Here is a 15,142-nt window from a genome sequence, read left to right on the forward strand (position 1 = left end):
CTCGACGTAGAGACGGTATGAGACAACGGCGAACAGTAGCCGCTGTGGCGGCCGCGGCACTGGGTGCGGGCTTGCTTGCAGCGGTGCCGGGCGCAGCAGCTGCCGAGCTACCGACAACAGGCCTCGTGCTGCACTATCCCCTCACGGGGACGGGCGGCTCGACGGCGCACGACGAGTCGGGCAACGAGCGGCACGGCGAGATCGTGGGCGGCGCCGAGCTCGCCGCCGGGGGTGTGACCCTGGACGGCGGCGACGACCACGTCGTGCTGCCCGACAACGTCATCGCGGACCTGGACGCCATCACGGTCTCCGTGGACGTGCTCCTCGAGCCGCCGCACAGCGGCAACTACTTCCTGTTCAACCTCGGCAACACCGCCGTGGGGACCCCGCAGCAGGGCAGTGGCTACCTGTTCGTGTCCGACACCCCGAACGTCGCCCGCGGCACCATCTCCTCCGGCGCCTGGGGCGCGGAGCAGAACGTCACCGGGAGCGACAAGTTTGCCCGGGGCGTGTGGCAGCACGTGACCTACACCCTCGCCGACGGCACCGGCAGCCTGTACATCGACGGCGAGCGCGTCGGGCAGAACACGAACATCACGATCACGCCCGGGGACATCGGCGACGGCGTCACGACGGCCAACTACATCGGCCGCTCCGCCTACGACGCCGACGGCCGAGTCGACGGCAGCATCAAGGACTTCCGGATCTACGACCGCGCCTTGGAGGCCGACGAGATCGGCGCCCTTGTCGACGCCAACGCGGAGGCCTCGCTCGCGCTCGACGCTGACGGTCTTGCCCTCGAGGGGCTGGACGCAGTCACCGGCAACGTCGACCTGCCCTCCGCCAGCCCCGGAGGTTCTGTTGTCACGTGGGCGACGTCCGCCCCGTCGGTCGTCACCGACGCCGGCGTCGTGACCCGGCCGGCCGCAGGTGAGGAGCCGGCGACCGCCGTCCTCACCGCGACACTGAGCCAGCGCGGCCTGACGACGGAGCAGACCTTCCCCGTCACGGTGCTCCCGATGCCCGTGGACGAGCAGCGAGCGCAGGCGGCGGCCGACGCGCTGGTCGTCCACGACGTCGAGGACGTCCGCGGCAACCTGTACCTGCCGTCGAGCGGGCCCGACAGTGCGACGGTCACCTGGGTGACCTCCGACGGGGACGTCATCACCGCCTCCGGCGAGGTCAGCCGGCCGGCAGCGGGTGAGGCCGCCGTCGAGGTGGCACTGGCCGCCACGGTGACGGTGGGCGCGAGCAGCGTGACCCGCGTCTTCGACGCCACCGTCCCGGCGCTGCCCGCGGACGAGGACTACGAGGGCTACCTCTTCTCCTACTTCCTCGGCGAGGGCCTCGAGCACGGCGAGCAGGTCTACTTCTCGCTCAGCGCGGGTAATGACCCGCTCGCGTACAACACCCTCAACGACGGCGCGCCCGTCATGGCCTCCACCAGCGGCGAGGAGGGGCTGCGCGACCCGTTCATCATCCGCTCTCCCGAGGGCGACAAGTTCTACCAGATCGCCACCGACCTGCGGATGTGGAACCAGTCGAGCGGTAGCTGGGACCAGGTGCAGCGGCAGGGCAGCCGCAACGTGGTGCTGTGGGAGTCCACCGACCTGGTCAACTGGTCGCAGAGCTGGGTCGCCGAGGTAGCGCCGGACAACGCGGGCAATGCCTGGGCGCCGGAGATCTTCTACGACGACAGCATCGGTGAGTACGTCGTCTTCTGGGCATCCAAGCTCTACGCCGAGGACGACCCGAACCACACCGGTGCGGCTCACAACCGGATGATGTACTCCACCACGAGGGACTTCCGGAACTTTAGCGAGCCGGAGGTACTCATCGACACCGGGTACTCCGTCATCGACACCACGATGATCGAGCACGACGACGACGTGTACCGCTTCTCCAAGAACGAGGCGGACCGCTCCAGCACCAACCCCGGCGGCAAGCACGTCTTCCAGGAGGTGGGCTCCGGTCCACTTACCGACGACTTCACGCTGGTCAAGGACGCCGTCGGCTCCGGTGACATCAACCAGGGCGAGGGCCCGCTGGTGTTCAAGTCGAACACCGAGGAGCGCTGGTACCTGTTCATCGACGAGTACGGCGGACGCGGCTACGTGCCGTTCACGACCACCGACCTCGCCAGCGGCGAGTGGACCATGATCGGCTCGCCCGACTACTCCTTCTCCCAGCGTTACCGTCATGGCACCGTCCTGCCGGTCACCGGTGCCGAGTGGGACGCGCTGAACAACGCCTACGGGGAGGGCAGGGTCACCGACGAGGACGTGGTCGCGGCTGACGCAGCCGCTCTGACGATCCCGAACCTCGACGACGTCCGCGGCAACATCACGCTGCCGACAGCGGGGGAGCAGGAGACAGCCATCACCTGGGCGTCGAGCACCCCGGCCGTCATCTCGGCCGACGGCATCGTCAACCGCCCCGCCCACGGCGAGGAGCCGGTCAGCGTCACGCTGACCGCCACCGTCACCAAGGGGGCGGCGGCCGAGTCCCGGACCTTCGAAGCGGTGGTGATCCCGCTGCCGCAGCAGGAGGAGTACGAAGCGTACTTCTTCCCGCACTTCAAGGGGGAGAGCACCGCGGACGGCGAGCAGATCTACTTCGCCGCCAGCCGCGGGAACGACGCGCTGGACTGGGTCTCGCTGAACGACGACGAGATGGTGCTGGAGTCCACGATGGGCGAGGAGGGGCTGCGCGACCCGTTCATCATCCGCTCCGCGGAGGGTGACCGGTTCTACCTCATCGCCACCGACCTCAAGACCTACCGCCCCGGGCAGGGGCCGGACTTCGCCCGCGCCCAGCAGTCGGGGTCCCGCTCGCTGATGATCTGGGAGTCCACCGACCTGGTGAACTGGGGCGAGCAGCGCGAGGTGGAGGTGAACACCCCCTACGCGGGGAACACCTGGGCGCCCGAGGCGCACTACGTCGAAGACCTGGGGATGTACGCCGTCTACTGGGCATCGAACCTCTACGACACCACCGAGGTCGAGGGCCGGCGTACCCAGGACAGCTACAACCGGATGATGATCTCCTTCACGCGGGACTTCGTCACCTTCGCCGACCCCGAGGTGTGGATCGATATCTATCGACAGCCCGGCCGCGGGATGATCGACTCGACCGTGGTGGAGCACGACGGGATGTACTACCGGTTCACCAAGGACGAGCGCAACGACATCATGGAGGTGCTGCTCGAGAAGTCCCCGGACCTGCTGACCTACCAGGAGGGAGGGGTCGGGACATCGTGGGAGCTCATCACCGAGCGGATCGGCTCCGGTGACCCGCTGCGGCACGCCGAAGGCCCGACGGCGTTCAAGGCCAACCCCGGGGACGCCAATATCGAGCCGGGTCAGGACACCTGGTTCCTGTTCCAGGACTGGCCGCCCTACGGCGGTGGCGACGGGTACGTCGCGTTCTCGTCCACCGACCTGGACGACCCGGACAGCTGGACCCACGAGCCGGGTCTCAACCTCAGCGCCCGGCACGGCACCGTGCTGCCCATCACGCGCGCCGAGCAGGAGCGACTGCTGCAGGCCTACCAGCCCGACGCGCTCGTGGCGTCGGCCGGCGTGGTCGAGGTCGCCACGCAGGCCGGCGCCGCCCCGCAGCTGCCGGCGACGGTGGACGTCACCTACGCCGACAGCTCGACGGGTGAGATGCCGGTGACGTGGGACGAGGTCGACCCGCAGTCCTACGCCACGGCCGGTGAGTTCGAGGTCGCGGGAGACCTCGGCGAAGGCGTCTGGATCGAGGCCCGCGCCGTCGTCACCGTGACCGCCGCCGGACCCGAGGTCCAGCTGGAGTTCGACACCCGGTGCGTGGTGGGCAGGGTCGTCGTGGCCACCCGCGTGGTGAACGAGGGCGCCACGCCGATCGAGGCGGTGATCTCCTCCGACTACGGGACGAGGACGGTGACGGTGGCGGCCGAACGGGCCACCTCGGTCGCGTTCAGCGCTCGTCTCGGTCAGGTGCCCGCCGGCGAGGTCAGCGTGACCGTGACCGCGGACGGACTGGTGCCCACCACGGTGAGTGCCCCGTACGAGGCGCGGTCGTGCGGCTGACGCCCGGCGACTACGGGCGTCGCGCCGGACCACACCTGACTGATATTGGAATTGGTCATCAAAGGCTGGCATCGTCGTCACGTGAGCGATAACATCACGGTGGGTGATTGTCGGGCGGGAATTCATCGAAGGATGTGGAATGCGTAAAACGATTGTGCTGACGCTGCGGGCGCTGATGCTCGTCGCGCTGTTCGTGACTGTCCCGTTCGCGGCGCACGCTCAGGAGGACGAGCCGGGGGCGGACGTCGGCGTCGAGGTCGAGATCACTCCGACCGCCACCGAGGAGCCGACCGGGCCTACTGCGGACCCGACGGCGGATCCCACGGATCCCACCGTTCCTCCCATGCAGGACGCCACGACACCCGCCGCGGACGGCGAGCTCGGGCAGACCGGCTTCGCCGGGCTTCCCGTTCTGATCGCCGCCGCCGGGCTCATCGTCGTGGGCGGTGGAGTGCTCCTCTACCGCCGTCGCCGCACCACCTGACCGTCGTCGCCGAGCCTGCCAGCACCCCGCCGGTCCGCCACCGCGGGTCGCCAGGGTGCTGCCGTGCGTCGAGTGCGGGGAGCCCAGTCAGAGCGACTCGACGGCCGCGGACTGGACAGCCAGACCCGTCCGGTAGCGGCCGAGGAAGTCCGCGTAGCCGGCGACGTCCAGAGCGTCAGGATCGACCGTGGTGACGTCAGCCCCCGCGAAGACCTGCTCGTCGAGGTAGTCGACCAGGCCGGTCGCGGTGGCTGTGGTGAGGTAGGAGGCGAGCACCGCGATGCCCCAGGCGCCGCCCTCGGACGCCGTGCCGCCGACGGTGACGGGCACGTCCAGGGCCCCGGCGAGGAGCCGTTGGGCCACCCCGGGAGTGCGGAAGATCCCGCCGTGGGCAAGCATCTTGGCGATCGTGACGCCCTCACCGTGCAGGACCTCCATGCCCAGGCTCAGCGTGCCGAAGATGCCGTAGACCTGGGCCCGGACGAAGTTCGCCAGGGTGAGGTCGCTGTCGGGGGTACGCACCACCAGTGGGCGGCCCTCGGTCAGCCCGGTGATCGGTTCCCCGGCGAGGTAGTTGTACGCAAGGAGGCCGCCGGCGTCGGCCCGCCCGTCGAGCGCCTCGCCCAGCAGCGTCTCGTAGACGGTGTCAGAGCTGAGCGGCACGCCCGCAGCGGCGGCGAACCGGGTGAACATGGCGACCCAGGCGGCGAGCTCGCTCGCGCCGTTGTTGCAGTGCACCATCGCCACCGGGTCGCCGCTGGGGGTGGTCACCAGGTCGAGCTCGTGGTGCTTGTGCTGCAGGGGGCGGTCCAGGACGACCATCGCGAATATGCTCGTCCCCGCGCTGACGTTGCCGGTGCGTGGTGAGACCGAGTTGGTGGCGACCATGCCGGTGCCGGCGTCTCCCTCCGGGGGGCATAGCGGCGCGCCTGGCTGCAGCGTCCCCGTCGGGTCGAGCAGCGCCGCGCCCTCGGGGGTGAGCAGGCCGGCAGCCTCCCCGGCCACCAGCACCTCGGGGAGCAGGTCGGCCACTCGCGCGGTGGGGGCGCGGCCGGCAACCCGGGCGTCGAGCTGCTCAAGCATGCTGCCGTCGTACGTGGCGGTGGCGGAGTCGATCGGGAACATGCCCGAGGCGTCGCCCACGCCCAGCACGCGCCGGCCGGTGAGGCGCCAGTGGACGTACCCGGCGAGCGTGGTGCAGAAACGGATCTGGGGGACGTGGGGTTCCGCGTCGAGCACCGCCTGGTACAGGTGCGCGATCGACCACCGCAGCGGGATATTGACCCCGAACAGCTCCGACAGCTCTCCGGCCGCCGGCCCCGTGGAGGTGTTGCGCCACGTGCGGAACGGCACGAGCAGCTCGTCCTCGGCATCGAACGCCAGGTACCCGTGCATCATCGCCGAGACGCCGAGCGCACCGACGGTGCGCAGCTGCACGCCGTAGCTCTGCTCGACGTCGGAGACCAGGGCGGCGTAGGCAGCCCGCAGTCCCGACCACACGGCGTCGAGCGAGTAGGTCCACGTCCGGTCGACGAACTCGTTCTCCCACTCGTGGGACCCGACCGCCAGCACCGTGGCCGGGTCCGGGCCGACGAGGCAGGCCTTGATCCGGGTCGACCCCAGCTCGATACCCAGCGACGTGCGGCCGCCGAGGATCGCCTCACGGGCCGCGCTGTCGGTACTGGCCGGCGAGTCGGGCATGCCACGGTTCGTCACAGGGTCCTCCGTTGGGTCGCATCGAGCGGGCGCCCCCATGTTAACGCTCACGCGTCGTCTTGTGGAGATGGGTGCACGGGATTCTTCCGACCTTTCGAAGCCTGGCCGCGGCGCGATGTGAGCGATAACGTCGAGGCGTGAGAGCTCGCCCACACCTGGGATGAGAACCCGTCGATGGAGACACATCATGACCAGAAGACACCTCAGAACGCGACGCGCCACCTCGTTGCTGGCTGCGACTGCTCTGCTCGGCTCAGGACTTCTCGCCAACGCGGCGGCGGCGCCGCCCGGTGCGAGCTCGCCCCCGGCGTCCTACACCACCACCGACCAAGGGGACGGCACGTACACCGTGCCACTCCTCAACTCCGACGTCCCGGACGTCAGTGTCGAGCGGGTGCCCGCCGCGGAGAACGACGAGGGCCGCGACATCTACTACATGATCAGCACGACGATGCACCTGAGCCCGGGCGCACCGATCATGAAGTCCTACGACCTCGTGAACTGGGAGATCGTCAACTACGTCTATGACCGCATCTCCATCGCCGACCCGGCGTCGCTGCGAAACGGGCAGAACTCCTACGGCGCCGGCCAGTGGGCCTCGTCGTTGCGATACCACGACGGCACGTTCTACGTCGTGTTCAACACGAACAACCTGGGTGGGGCCATTCTCTACCGCACCACCGACATCGAGAACGGTGCGTGGGAGAGGCTCCCGCTGGGCCGCGGCCTGCACGATCCGTCGCTGTTCTTCGACGAGGCGGACGGCGGGACGCCGTACATCTTCTACGGCTCGGTCAGCGCCGTCCGACTCAACGACGACCTCACCGAGATCGTCGCCGACTACCCCAACATCTTCTCGGCGAGCGACTACCCCGGGGCGCCGTTCATCGGCGGACTCCTCGAAGGGGCCCAGGTGTTCTACATCGACGGCGAGTACTACATCGCCACGATCACCTGGCCATCCGGGCAGGGCCGTCAGGTGGTGCTCTTCCGTTCCCCCGAGCTCCTCGGCCGGTACACCTCCGACAGCGGGGAGAACACCTACGAGGCGCGCAGCGGACTCAACTCCGACGGCTTCGCCCAGGGCAGTCTCGTCGAGGTCGTCGACGACGCCGGCGAGTCCGCCTGGCACGGGTTCTTCTTCCGCGACACCTACCCCCTCGGCCGGATCCCGGCGCTGATCCCCGCGACTTGGCAGGACGGGTGGCCCACCTTCGGGGACGACGGCGTTGTCACACGCGGCAGCACCTTCGACAAGCTCATCGAGCTCAACCCCGCGGAGGAGCTGCTTGCACGGCAGCAGAGCATCGTCGTCTCCGACGACTTCGCCAACGACGCGCCTCACCGTCCTTACATGGACGAGGAGTGGGACATCCCCGGGCCGCCGGCCCACGACGGTTCCCTGCTGGGTCTCGAGCTCATCGACAACGGTGGTTTCGAGAACGGCATCGAGGCCTGGTCGATCAACGACACGGCCGAGATGACCCCGACCACCGACGCCGCATCCGGACAGGGCGCAGTGCATGTCACCGGACGCACGACCACCGGTTCGGGACCGTTGCAGGACGTCACCGGCAAGGTGCAGCACGGCATCACCTACGACATCTCCGCCGCGGTGAAGTACGACGGTCCCGACTCTCCCAGCACGAAGCAGTTCTTCATCACGGCCCATTACGGTGGCTCGACCTACACCAACCTCGGCACCGGGACGGTGGCCAACGGCGAGTGGGGCGAGATCGCTGGCAGCTTCACGGTGCCCGAGGGGCAGAGCCTGCAGACCATGCGGATCTTCGTGGAGACGCCCTGGACGTCCGACCCCGCGGCTGATCCCGATGTCCACCTCATGGACTTCACGGTCGACGAGGTCTCCCTGGTGGGCCGGGAGCTGCCCGAGCAACCGCACGAGGACGAGATCGCACCCAACGGCTCTCGCCTGGCGGACCAGTGGCAGTGGAACCACAGCCCGGACAACCGGTACTGGTCGCTGACCGACCGCGACGGCTGGCTGCGGCTGACGAACGGCAAGGTCGTCACCGGTGATTACGTCTATACCAAGCACTCGACGCGCGACGACCTCACCTACTTCGAGGAGGCTCGCAACACACTCTCCCAGCGCACCTTCGGACCAACCGCGTCCGCAGAGACGAGGATCGACGTCTCCGGCATGAGGGACGGCGACGTCGCGGGGTTGGCCGCCTACTCTCGTAGCTTCGCTTACGCGGCCGTCAAGCGCGTGGACGGCGCCAACGTCCTCGGCGTGGTCCAGCGGCTCCAGCCGTTCAGCGCGCGGATCGACCACGAAGCGGTCGAGGAATTCGTCCCTGGCACGACGGTAGACCTCGGCGCGGCGACTGAGGTGTCGATCAAGGCCGACGCCGACTTCGCCACGAACGACGGCCAGCTGTGGCTGCGGTTCTACTACAGCCTGGACGGCGAGAACTGGTCCCAGCTCGGCTCCTCGCGGGCGGGTCCGTTGGTCATGGACTGGAGCCTGTCGCACTTCATGGGCTACCGCTTCGGGCTGTTCAGCTATGCGACCCAGGAGGTTGGCGGTCGCGTCGACTTCGACCACTTCCTGCTCAGCGACACGCTCACCGCCGCGGGCGAGCCGCTCGACGCCGGTGTACTCGACGCCGCGATCGATCAGGCCGCGATGCTGAGGGAGTCGGACTACCCCGCTGAGGGGTGGCATGGCATGCAGGAGGCGCTCGCCGCGGCGCTGCAGGCGCGAGCCGGCACGCTGTCCACCCAGAACCAGATCGACGCGCCGCAGCGGGCGCTGAGCCTCGAGCTCGCCCGCCTGGGCGTCCTGGCTGAGGCCGCGCCGAGCCTGGACGTGGACGTCGTCGGCGGTACCCGCTGTGTGGCCGGCCGGGCCGTGGTGACCGTGCGGGTCACCAACCAGGAGCCGGTCGCGGTGTCGGTCGACCTCGAGTCCGACTGGGGGAGGAAGTCCTTCCCGGCGGTCGCGCCGGGTAAGAGTGCCGTCCATGCGTTCACGACGCGGCAGGCCGACCTGCCCGCCGGCTCCGCCACGGCGGAGGTCATTGCCGAGGGCGTCAGCGCGGTGAACGAGGCGCAGCACGGTCCGGCGTCGTGCTCGTGAGGATGTGACGACGAGCTGAGCTCCACGCGAAAGGGCGCCCCCGGCCGGGGGCGCCCTTTCGGCTTCTAGCTACGTGTGACTAGCTGCAGGAGCGGGCCTCGTACGGCGCCTCCACCTGCAGGGTGGTCTCCTGGTCGATCGTGGCGGAGACGTCGACCGTCACCGTTCCGGCCGGGACCGAGGGCGCCCGAGTGGTGAAGGCGTGGGTGAAGTTCTTCCCCTCCGCCAGCCCGGCGACCGACCTCGACGCCCAGGACGAGGTGGCCGTGAGGTTTACCGGCACCTCGGCACCGTTGGTCGCACGTACCGTCACGGCGACCCGCCCGACGACACAACGGGTGTCGGCGGTCACCGTGACACCGTCGAGCGGTGAGCCGCTCTCGACGGGGGCCGTGTCCTGGGAGTCCAGCAGGATCTCGAAGCCCAGGAACTCCGCGGTGACGTGCTCCCCGAGCTCCAGCGAGCCCGGAAGCGCCACCTCGGCGACGCCGTCCTCGAGGTGGACGGTCTCGGACCAGTCCCCAGCGGTGAACCGCACCTGTCCGCCCGTCTCGAACCCGTCCGCCGCCTCGACCGTGGCCGTTGCGACGAGGCTCTGCGAGTCGACTGCCAGCTGCGTGGTGGTGGCGACGTCAGTGTTGGGGATGCCGCGGATGTCGTTCCACTCCCGCAGGGTGATCGGGATGACGGTGCCGTGGCGAGGCCGCGGCACTCCCGCGTTGGTCATCGTGATCGGCTCGGCGTCCCAGGTCGGTGCCTCGATGTCCTCGCTGCACGCGGCCTGGTAGCCACCGCCGTTGGTGTACCGGTCACCCCAGAGGTAGAACTCCCCGGGGCACGCGGTGTCACCGGGGTTCGCCTGGAAGATGACCGGACCCTCGTAGCCCGCGTTCGCGTCCCAGGTGGTGCGCCCGAGGGCCGGGGCGAGCAGCTCCCAGTTGTTGATGTTGCTGTCGAGGAAGTCGGTGTGCTTCTCGGAGAACAGGTCCGACCCGGCGTTGCCCGCCTCGTTCTTCGTCACTCGGTAGTAGTCGTCACCCACCTTGATCGCAGTGGTGTCGATCCGCGACAGCGGGGCGGGGTCCTGCCACACCTGGGGCTCGGAGAACGTCTGGAAGTCGCGGGTGGTGTTGTACCACATCTGCGCGTTGCCCTGGCCGGTGCGGTTGACGGGGTCGTTCCACAGGGACTGGGCCCAGAACACCGCGTAGGCGCCGATCTCCTCGACCCAGAGCGACTCGGGCGCGAACGCGTTACCCGCGTCGTCCGGCGCGACCTTCACGTGACGCTGCGGGGTCCAGTTGACGAGGTCGTTGGACTCGAACACCTCGATGTACTGGGTGTCATTGATGTTGTAGCCGCCCTGGTCGTACCAGTTGAGGTCGGTGGCGATCATGTAGAAGGTGTCGCCGTCGGGGGACCGGACGATGTGCGGGTCGCGCAGGCCCTGGTCACCCAGCTGGGAGATCAGGGACGGGCGACCGCCGGTCAGGCCCGTCCAGTCCAGCGCGGTGTTCCCGTTGGACGTGGCGAACATGATCTGCTCGCCATCGGCCAGGTGCTCGCCCTTGAAGTAGCCGAGGAAGTATCGCTCGTTCTCCTCCACGCGGGGCAGCGCCGTGACCGTGATGTCGAACGTCTTGGTCTGCGACGCCTCCCCCTTGGCGACGGTGGCCGTGAGTGTCACCGGCGCGTCGGGGTGGCCGTAGGCCGGGCGGGTGACCTCACCGGTCGGGCTGACGAGGCCGGGGGCGCTCGACTCCCACGTGATGGTCGAGCCGAACTCTCCCTCGGCCGGCAGCGTGATGTTGCCGCGGACGTCGTCAGTGTCGTAGAGGTCGAGGTCGTAGGCGTCCCGGTCGACCGCGGGCGAGTCCTCGAACTGCGCCTTCACGATGACCTCGATGTCCCGCGTGACGACCTCGGTCCCCTTGCGGACGGTGGCCGTCAGCGTCGCCGTGGCGTCGGGTGCACCGACGGCGGGACGGGTGATCCGGCCGGTGACGTCGACCTTCCGGGCGTTCGGCGGCGGCGTGTAGACGTCGACGACGGACGGGTCGGAGGACGTCCACGTGAGAGTCGAGCCGGCAGCCGCGCCGATCTTGGGCAGGGTGATGTCGTGGACGATCGCGGTCGTGAGGCCCAGGTCGATGGCGGCCGCGTCGTCGACGGCACCGGTGGTGATCGTCTCGGCCGCCAGCGCGGCCACCTCGTCGGTGCTCACGGCGCGGTCGTAGACGCGGAAGTCGCTCAGCGTGCCACGGAAGGAGTAGTCCCCCGACGCCTGCGAGCGAGCCAGGAAGTTGCAGTTCGTCCCGGCGGTGGCATTCACCGACGGCGGCGTGGTGAGGTTGGTGATCTGCGCCTGCTGGTTGCCGTCGATGTACACGGTGCCCGTCCAACTGGTGCCGTTCTCGTTGCGGGACTGGGTGTACGTGACGTGCTGCCAGGTTCCCTCGGGCAGCCGGACGCCGTTCTGCTGCAGGGTCTGGTTTCCGACGCCGACGCGGAAGCGTGCGCCTGGGCGGGTGGACGTGTTCGAGGCGAACATGGCGCCCTGAAGGCCGGTGTCGGCGTCGCACGTTCCTGCCTTGCTGCCGAAGCTCCACATCTGGTGGAGACCGACGTTGGCCGGGTCGACCCAGACGTCGTAGTCGACCGTCAGGTCCGTCATCCCTGCCGTGAGGTCGTCGGGAAGCTCGACGTAGGCGCCGTCGAGGGCGCCGGCGTACTCGTCCGGGTTGAACCGGACGCCCTCACCGGTGAGGGCCGCCTTTTCGGCGTTGACGAGAGTGGCGGTGGCGGCTGATCCCGCGCTCCCGGAGTTCGCCAGGGTGGTGCCCGAGGTCTCGTCGAGCTTGAAGTGGTGCACCAGTCCGTCGGCCGGCGGGGCCGGCGTTTCACCGGCCGCTGGTAGCGCGACGAAGAGGCCCACACACATGGTGAGGGCTGCTCCGGCGCCAAGCAGCCGGGTTGGCGTCGACCTTGACGCCGCTAGGTGTCGAGTCATGGGTTTCCTGCTCCTTTGTCAGTGAAATGAACCGTCATGCCACGAAATGCGAGTACGCCACCTCCTTCGGGGGCGCGAGGCGCACGGTGGCCCGGCCCGCGGGTGGCCCGGCCCGCGGGCCGGGCCACCGTGCGGACCAGCTAGCCGCAGGAGTGCGCCCCGAACGGTGCCTCGGCGACCGTGGTGACGGTCTGGCCGTCGACCGTCCCGGTGAGCGTCACCGAGATGGACCCAGCCGGCACCTCGACCTGCCTGGTGGTGAACGCGTGGGTGGCGCGAGCCCCGGGTGTCACGTCCGTGAACGACTTGGTGGCGTAGGGCGAGACCAGGTCCACGGACACCGGCACGTCCTCGTTGTTGACGGCGCGCGCGGTCACGACCGTGCGGCCGACGACGCACCGGGCGGCGGTCTCGATGTCGACGTCGAGCACCGGCGCGGCGTCGCCTGCTGCGAAGGCCCAGGTGTCGAGCTCGAAGAGGTCGCCGCTACCACCGGAGAAGGTGAAGAAGACGTCCGTCGTGCCCGTGGCGCCGGTGAGCTCGGCCGACACCTCGGTCCACTCACCGGTGGTCCCTTCGACGTCGATCGTGCCGAGCACCGGGCCGTCCGCCGCACCGGAGCGCACCTGGATCTGGCCACCCTCCTGGAGGGGACGCACCGTCGCGGTCACCGTGGCGGCGCCGTCGTCGCCGAAGGCCACGGACGACAGTGCCGTCCAGTCGCCGTCGTCGATGTCGCGCACGACGAGGTTGGGAGCAGCCTCGCCGAACTCGGCGGAGGAGCGCTCGGTCTCCGCCGTGGCGATCCCCTTGTTCCAGCCGAAGGTCTCCGCCTCGAACACCCGGTAGGGGTTGAAGTCCTGGACCTGCTCCACGCCCGCGTAGCTGCCCTCGACCTGCACGACCGTGCCGTCCTCGTTGAAGGTCAGCTCCTCGATGTGCGGGCTGCGGTATCCCTGAGTGTTGTTGCCGTTGATGCGCTTGTTGAGCGTCGGCGCGTGGTGCGTGAAGTAGAACTTGTCGTTGAACTCGAACACCGACTGGTGGTTGTTCCCACCGGTGCCTGCTCCGAAGAACTCCGACTGGTTGGGGAACATGACGCCCGCGTAGGTGTCCTTGTCCCACGACATCGGGTCGTCGGAGATCATGTAGCCGATCTGGCCGCCGGCCGGGTAGCCGGGCTCTGGCGTCTGGTTGCCGCCGAAGTCGGACCCGCCGAAGTGCGAGGAGTAGGACAGGTAGTACAGCTCGTCACGCTTGAACACCTGCGCCGCCTCGAAGGCCACCGGTGCGTCGACCACCGCGGCCGAGCCCGAGACGGAGACCATGTCCTCGCCGAGCCGGATGGCCCGGATGTTCTTCGGGTTGTTGAAGCGCTCCGCGGACGGCATGCTCGCCGCCGCCGGGCCGCCGCCGTAGTAGAGATAACCCTCACCGTCGTCGTCCACGAACGGGGCCGGGTCGAAGGGCCAGGCGACTCCCTGCGTCCCCGGCGTGCTGCCACTGATGAGCACGCTCGAACGCTCGCTCTGCCACGGCCCCAGCGGGGACTCTCCGGTGATGACGTTGCTCGAGCCGCCACCGTTGGCGTAGTAAAGGAAGAACTTCTCTTCGCCGTCCACGACCTGTTTCGCCATTCCAGGTGCCCAGGAGTTGTTGGTGAACGGCGCCACGCCGTTCGGTCCGGCCACCGGGACCTCACCGTGGTCGGTCCAGTTCACCAGGTCCTCGGAGGAGACGACCGTGATCTGGTTGATGTCTCCGTAGTTGATCTGCGGCGAGATGCCGGTGACCGGGTCGGGAGCGTAGCCCTGGGTGTCGTTGGTCATGTACATGTACACGCGACCGTCGTGCGCGAACCCGTAGCCGTCGGCCCCGAACTTGTGCGAGATGATCGGGTTGTGGTCGCCGGGCTCCTTGCCCGCGACCTCGATCGTGCGTGACGCGGGCGGCGGGGGCGGTGCTCCGACCAGCGAGACGTCGTCGACCGTGAAGTCCATCAGGTGGACGTCCGGGGCGGTGCTGGGGTCCGAGGTCCACGGGGTCTCGACGAAGATTCGCGCGGTCGAGGCGCTCTGGTCGGCCGGGATGGTGAAGGTGGACTCGATCAGTCCCCACTCGCCTCGCTGCGGCGTTACCGAGCCGAGGTTCGTGTAGCTCCCCCCGCCGTAGTGCATGGTGATGAAGAACTGCTTGGTCGGGGGACTGTCTGGGTTGTCGTACTTGACCCGGGCCGAGACCTCGTAGGTCTGGCCGGCCTGCACCTTGCCGCTGAGGTCCTGCATCGGCCCCGACCCGGTGGTCGCGCGTTCCGACACGTGGACCGCGGCCTCACCGCTGAAGGCGTCGTCGGTGATCTCCAGGGTGACGCTGTCGGTGGGGTTCCCGTTGTTCGGGAACCAGCCGGCCAGCCCGTCCTCGAAACTGCCGTTGACGATGAGCTCCTCGTCATCGCCGTCCTCGGCCTGGACCGGCGTTGCGGCCAGCCCTGCCGTCAGCAGGATGCCGACGGTGGCTAGGGCGCCCAGAGCGCGGGGTCTGACCTTTCGTAGCTGCCTCACGGTGTTTCTCCTGTCGTCGTGGTGGGTTGAGTCAGGTGTCTCGGGCCGTGCCGCGCCGGAGCGCGGTCCAGTTCGACGGCGGACGGCGGTCGACCGGCCCGCGCACCAGGGCGGCACAAAGGTCCTCGTAGGTGTGAACGTTCACATCGAGGCTCCTTCGCCAGGGTGAGAATGTCCGATCCGGAGCTTCTG

The 15,142-nt window shown here is 68.9% G+C and carries 6 protein-coding genes; 3 read left to right on the forward strand and 3 right to left on the reverse strand.

Annotated elements, in window-relative coordinates; all coding sequences use genetic code 11:
* Positions 1–125: 125 nt before the first annotated feature.
* Together V2J52_RS07010 and V2J52_RS07015 are read left to right on the forward strand one after the other, a co-directional pair.
* Positions 126–4,073, forward strand: coding sequence for an immunoglobulin-like domain-containing protein (locus V2J52_RS07010; RefSeq protein WP_331226953.1), 3,948 nt, complete (start codon positions 126–128; stop codon positions 4,071–4,073).
* A gap of 139 nt (positions 4,074–4,212) precedes the next feature.
* Positions 4,213–4,557, forward strand: coding sequence for an LPXTG cell wall anchor domain-containing protein (locus V2J52_RS07015; RefSeq protein WP_331226954.1), 345 nt, complete (start codon positions 4,213–4,215; stop codon positions 4,555–4,557).
* 87 nt (positions 4,558–4,644) lie between these two features.
* On the opposite strand, the gene V2J52_RS07020 is transcribed toward V2J52_RS07015, so the two are convergent.
* Positions 4,645–6,258 carry a xylulokinase gene (locus V2J52_RS07020; protein WP_331227134.1) on the reverse strand — a complete coding sequence of 538 codons (1,614 nt, stop codon included), beginning with the start codon at positions 6,256–6,258 and terminating at the stop codon, positions 4,645–4,647.
* A gap of 202 nt (positions 6,259–6,460) precedes the next feature.
* Here V2J52_RS07020 and V2J52_RS07025 point away from each other — a divergent pair, with 202 nt between their 5' ends.
* The gene (locus V2J52_RS07025; protein WP_331226955.1) at positions 6,461–9,379 is read left to right on the forward strand and encodes a beta-xylosidase family glycoside hydrolase; all 2,919 of its coding nucleotides are present in this window, start codon (positions 6,461–6,463) and stop codon (positions 9,377–9,379) included.
* 79 nt (positions 9,380–9,458) lie between these two features.
* Here V2J52_RS07025 and V2J52_RS07030 read toward each other — a convergent pair whose 3' ends face one another.
* Both V2J52_RS07030 and V2J52_RS07035 read right to left on the reverse strand, forming a co-directional pair.
* Positions 9,459–12,320, reverse strand: a complete 2,862-nt coding sequence (locus tag V2J52_RS07030) for an immunoglobulin-like domain-containing protein (RefSeq protein WP_331226956.1) — start codon at positions 12,318–12,320, stop codon at positions 9,459–9,461.
* A gap of 209 nt (positions 12,321–12,529) precedes the next feature.
* A complete protein-coding gene (locus tag V2J52_RS07035) occupies positions 12,530–14,950 on the reverse strand; it encodes a family 43 glycosylhydrolase (protein ID WP_331226957.1) in 2,421 nt (806 codons plus the stop codon).
* Between the last annotated feature and the right edge of the window lie 192 nt (positions 14,951–15,142).

The organism is Georgenia sunbinii, assembly GCF_036421875.1.
Taxonomy (GTDB): Bacteria; Actinomycetota; Actinomycetes; order Actinomycetales; family Actinomycetaceae; genus Georgenia_B; species Georgenia_B sunbinii.

Bases quoted from the DNA above. Each gene is read 5' to 3' on its own strand.
- V2J52_RS07020 (WP_331227134.1), bottom strand. From the start codon at position 6,258: ATGCCCGACTCGCCGGCCAGTACCGACAGCGCGGCCCGTGAGGCGATC.
- V2J52_RS07015 (WP_331226954.1), top strand. From the start codon at position 4,213: ATGCGTAAAACGATTGTGCTGACGCTGCGGGCGCTGATGCTCGTCGCG.
- V2J52_RS07025 (WP_331226955.1), top strand. From the start codon at position 6,461: ATGACCAGAAGACACCTCAGAACGCGACGCGCCACCTCGTTGCTGGCT.
- V2J52_RS07030 (WP_331226956.1), bottom strand. From the start codon at position 12,320: ATGTGTGTGGGCCTCTTCGTCGCGCTACCAGCGGCCGGTGAAACGCCG.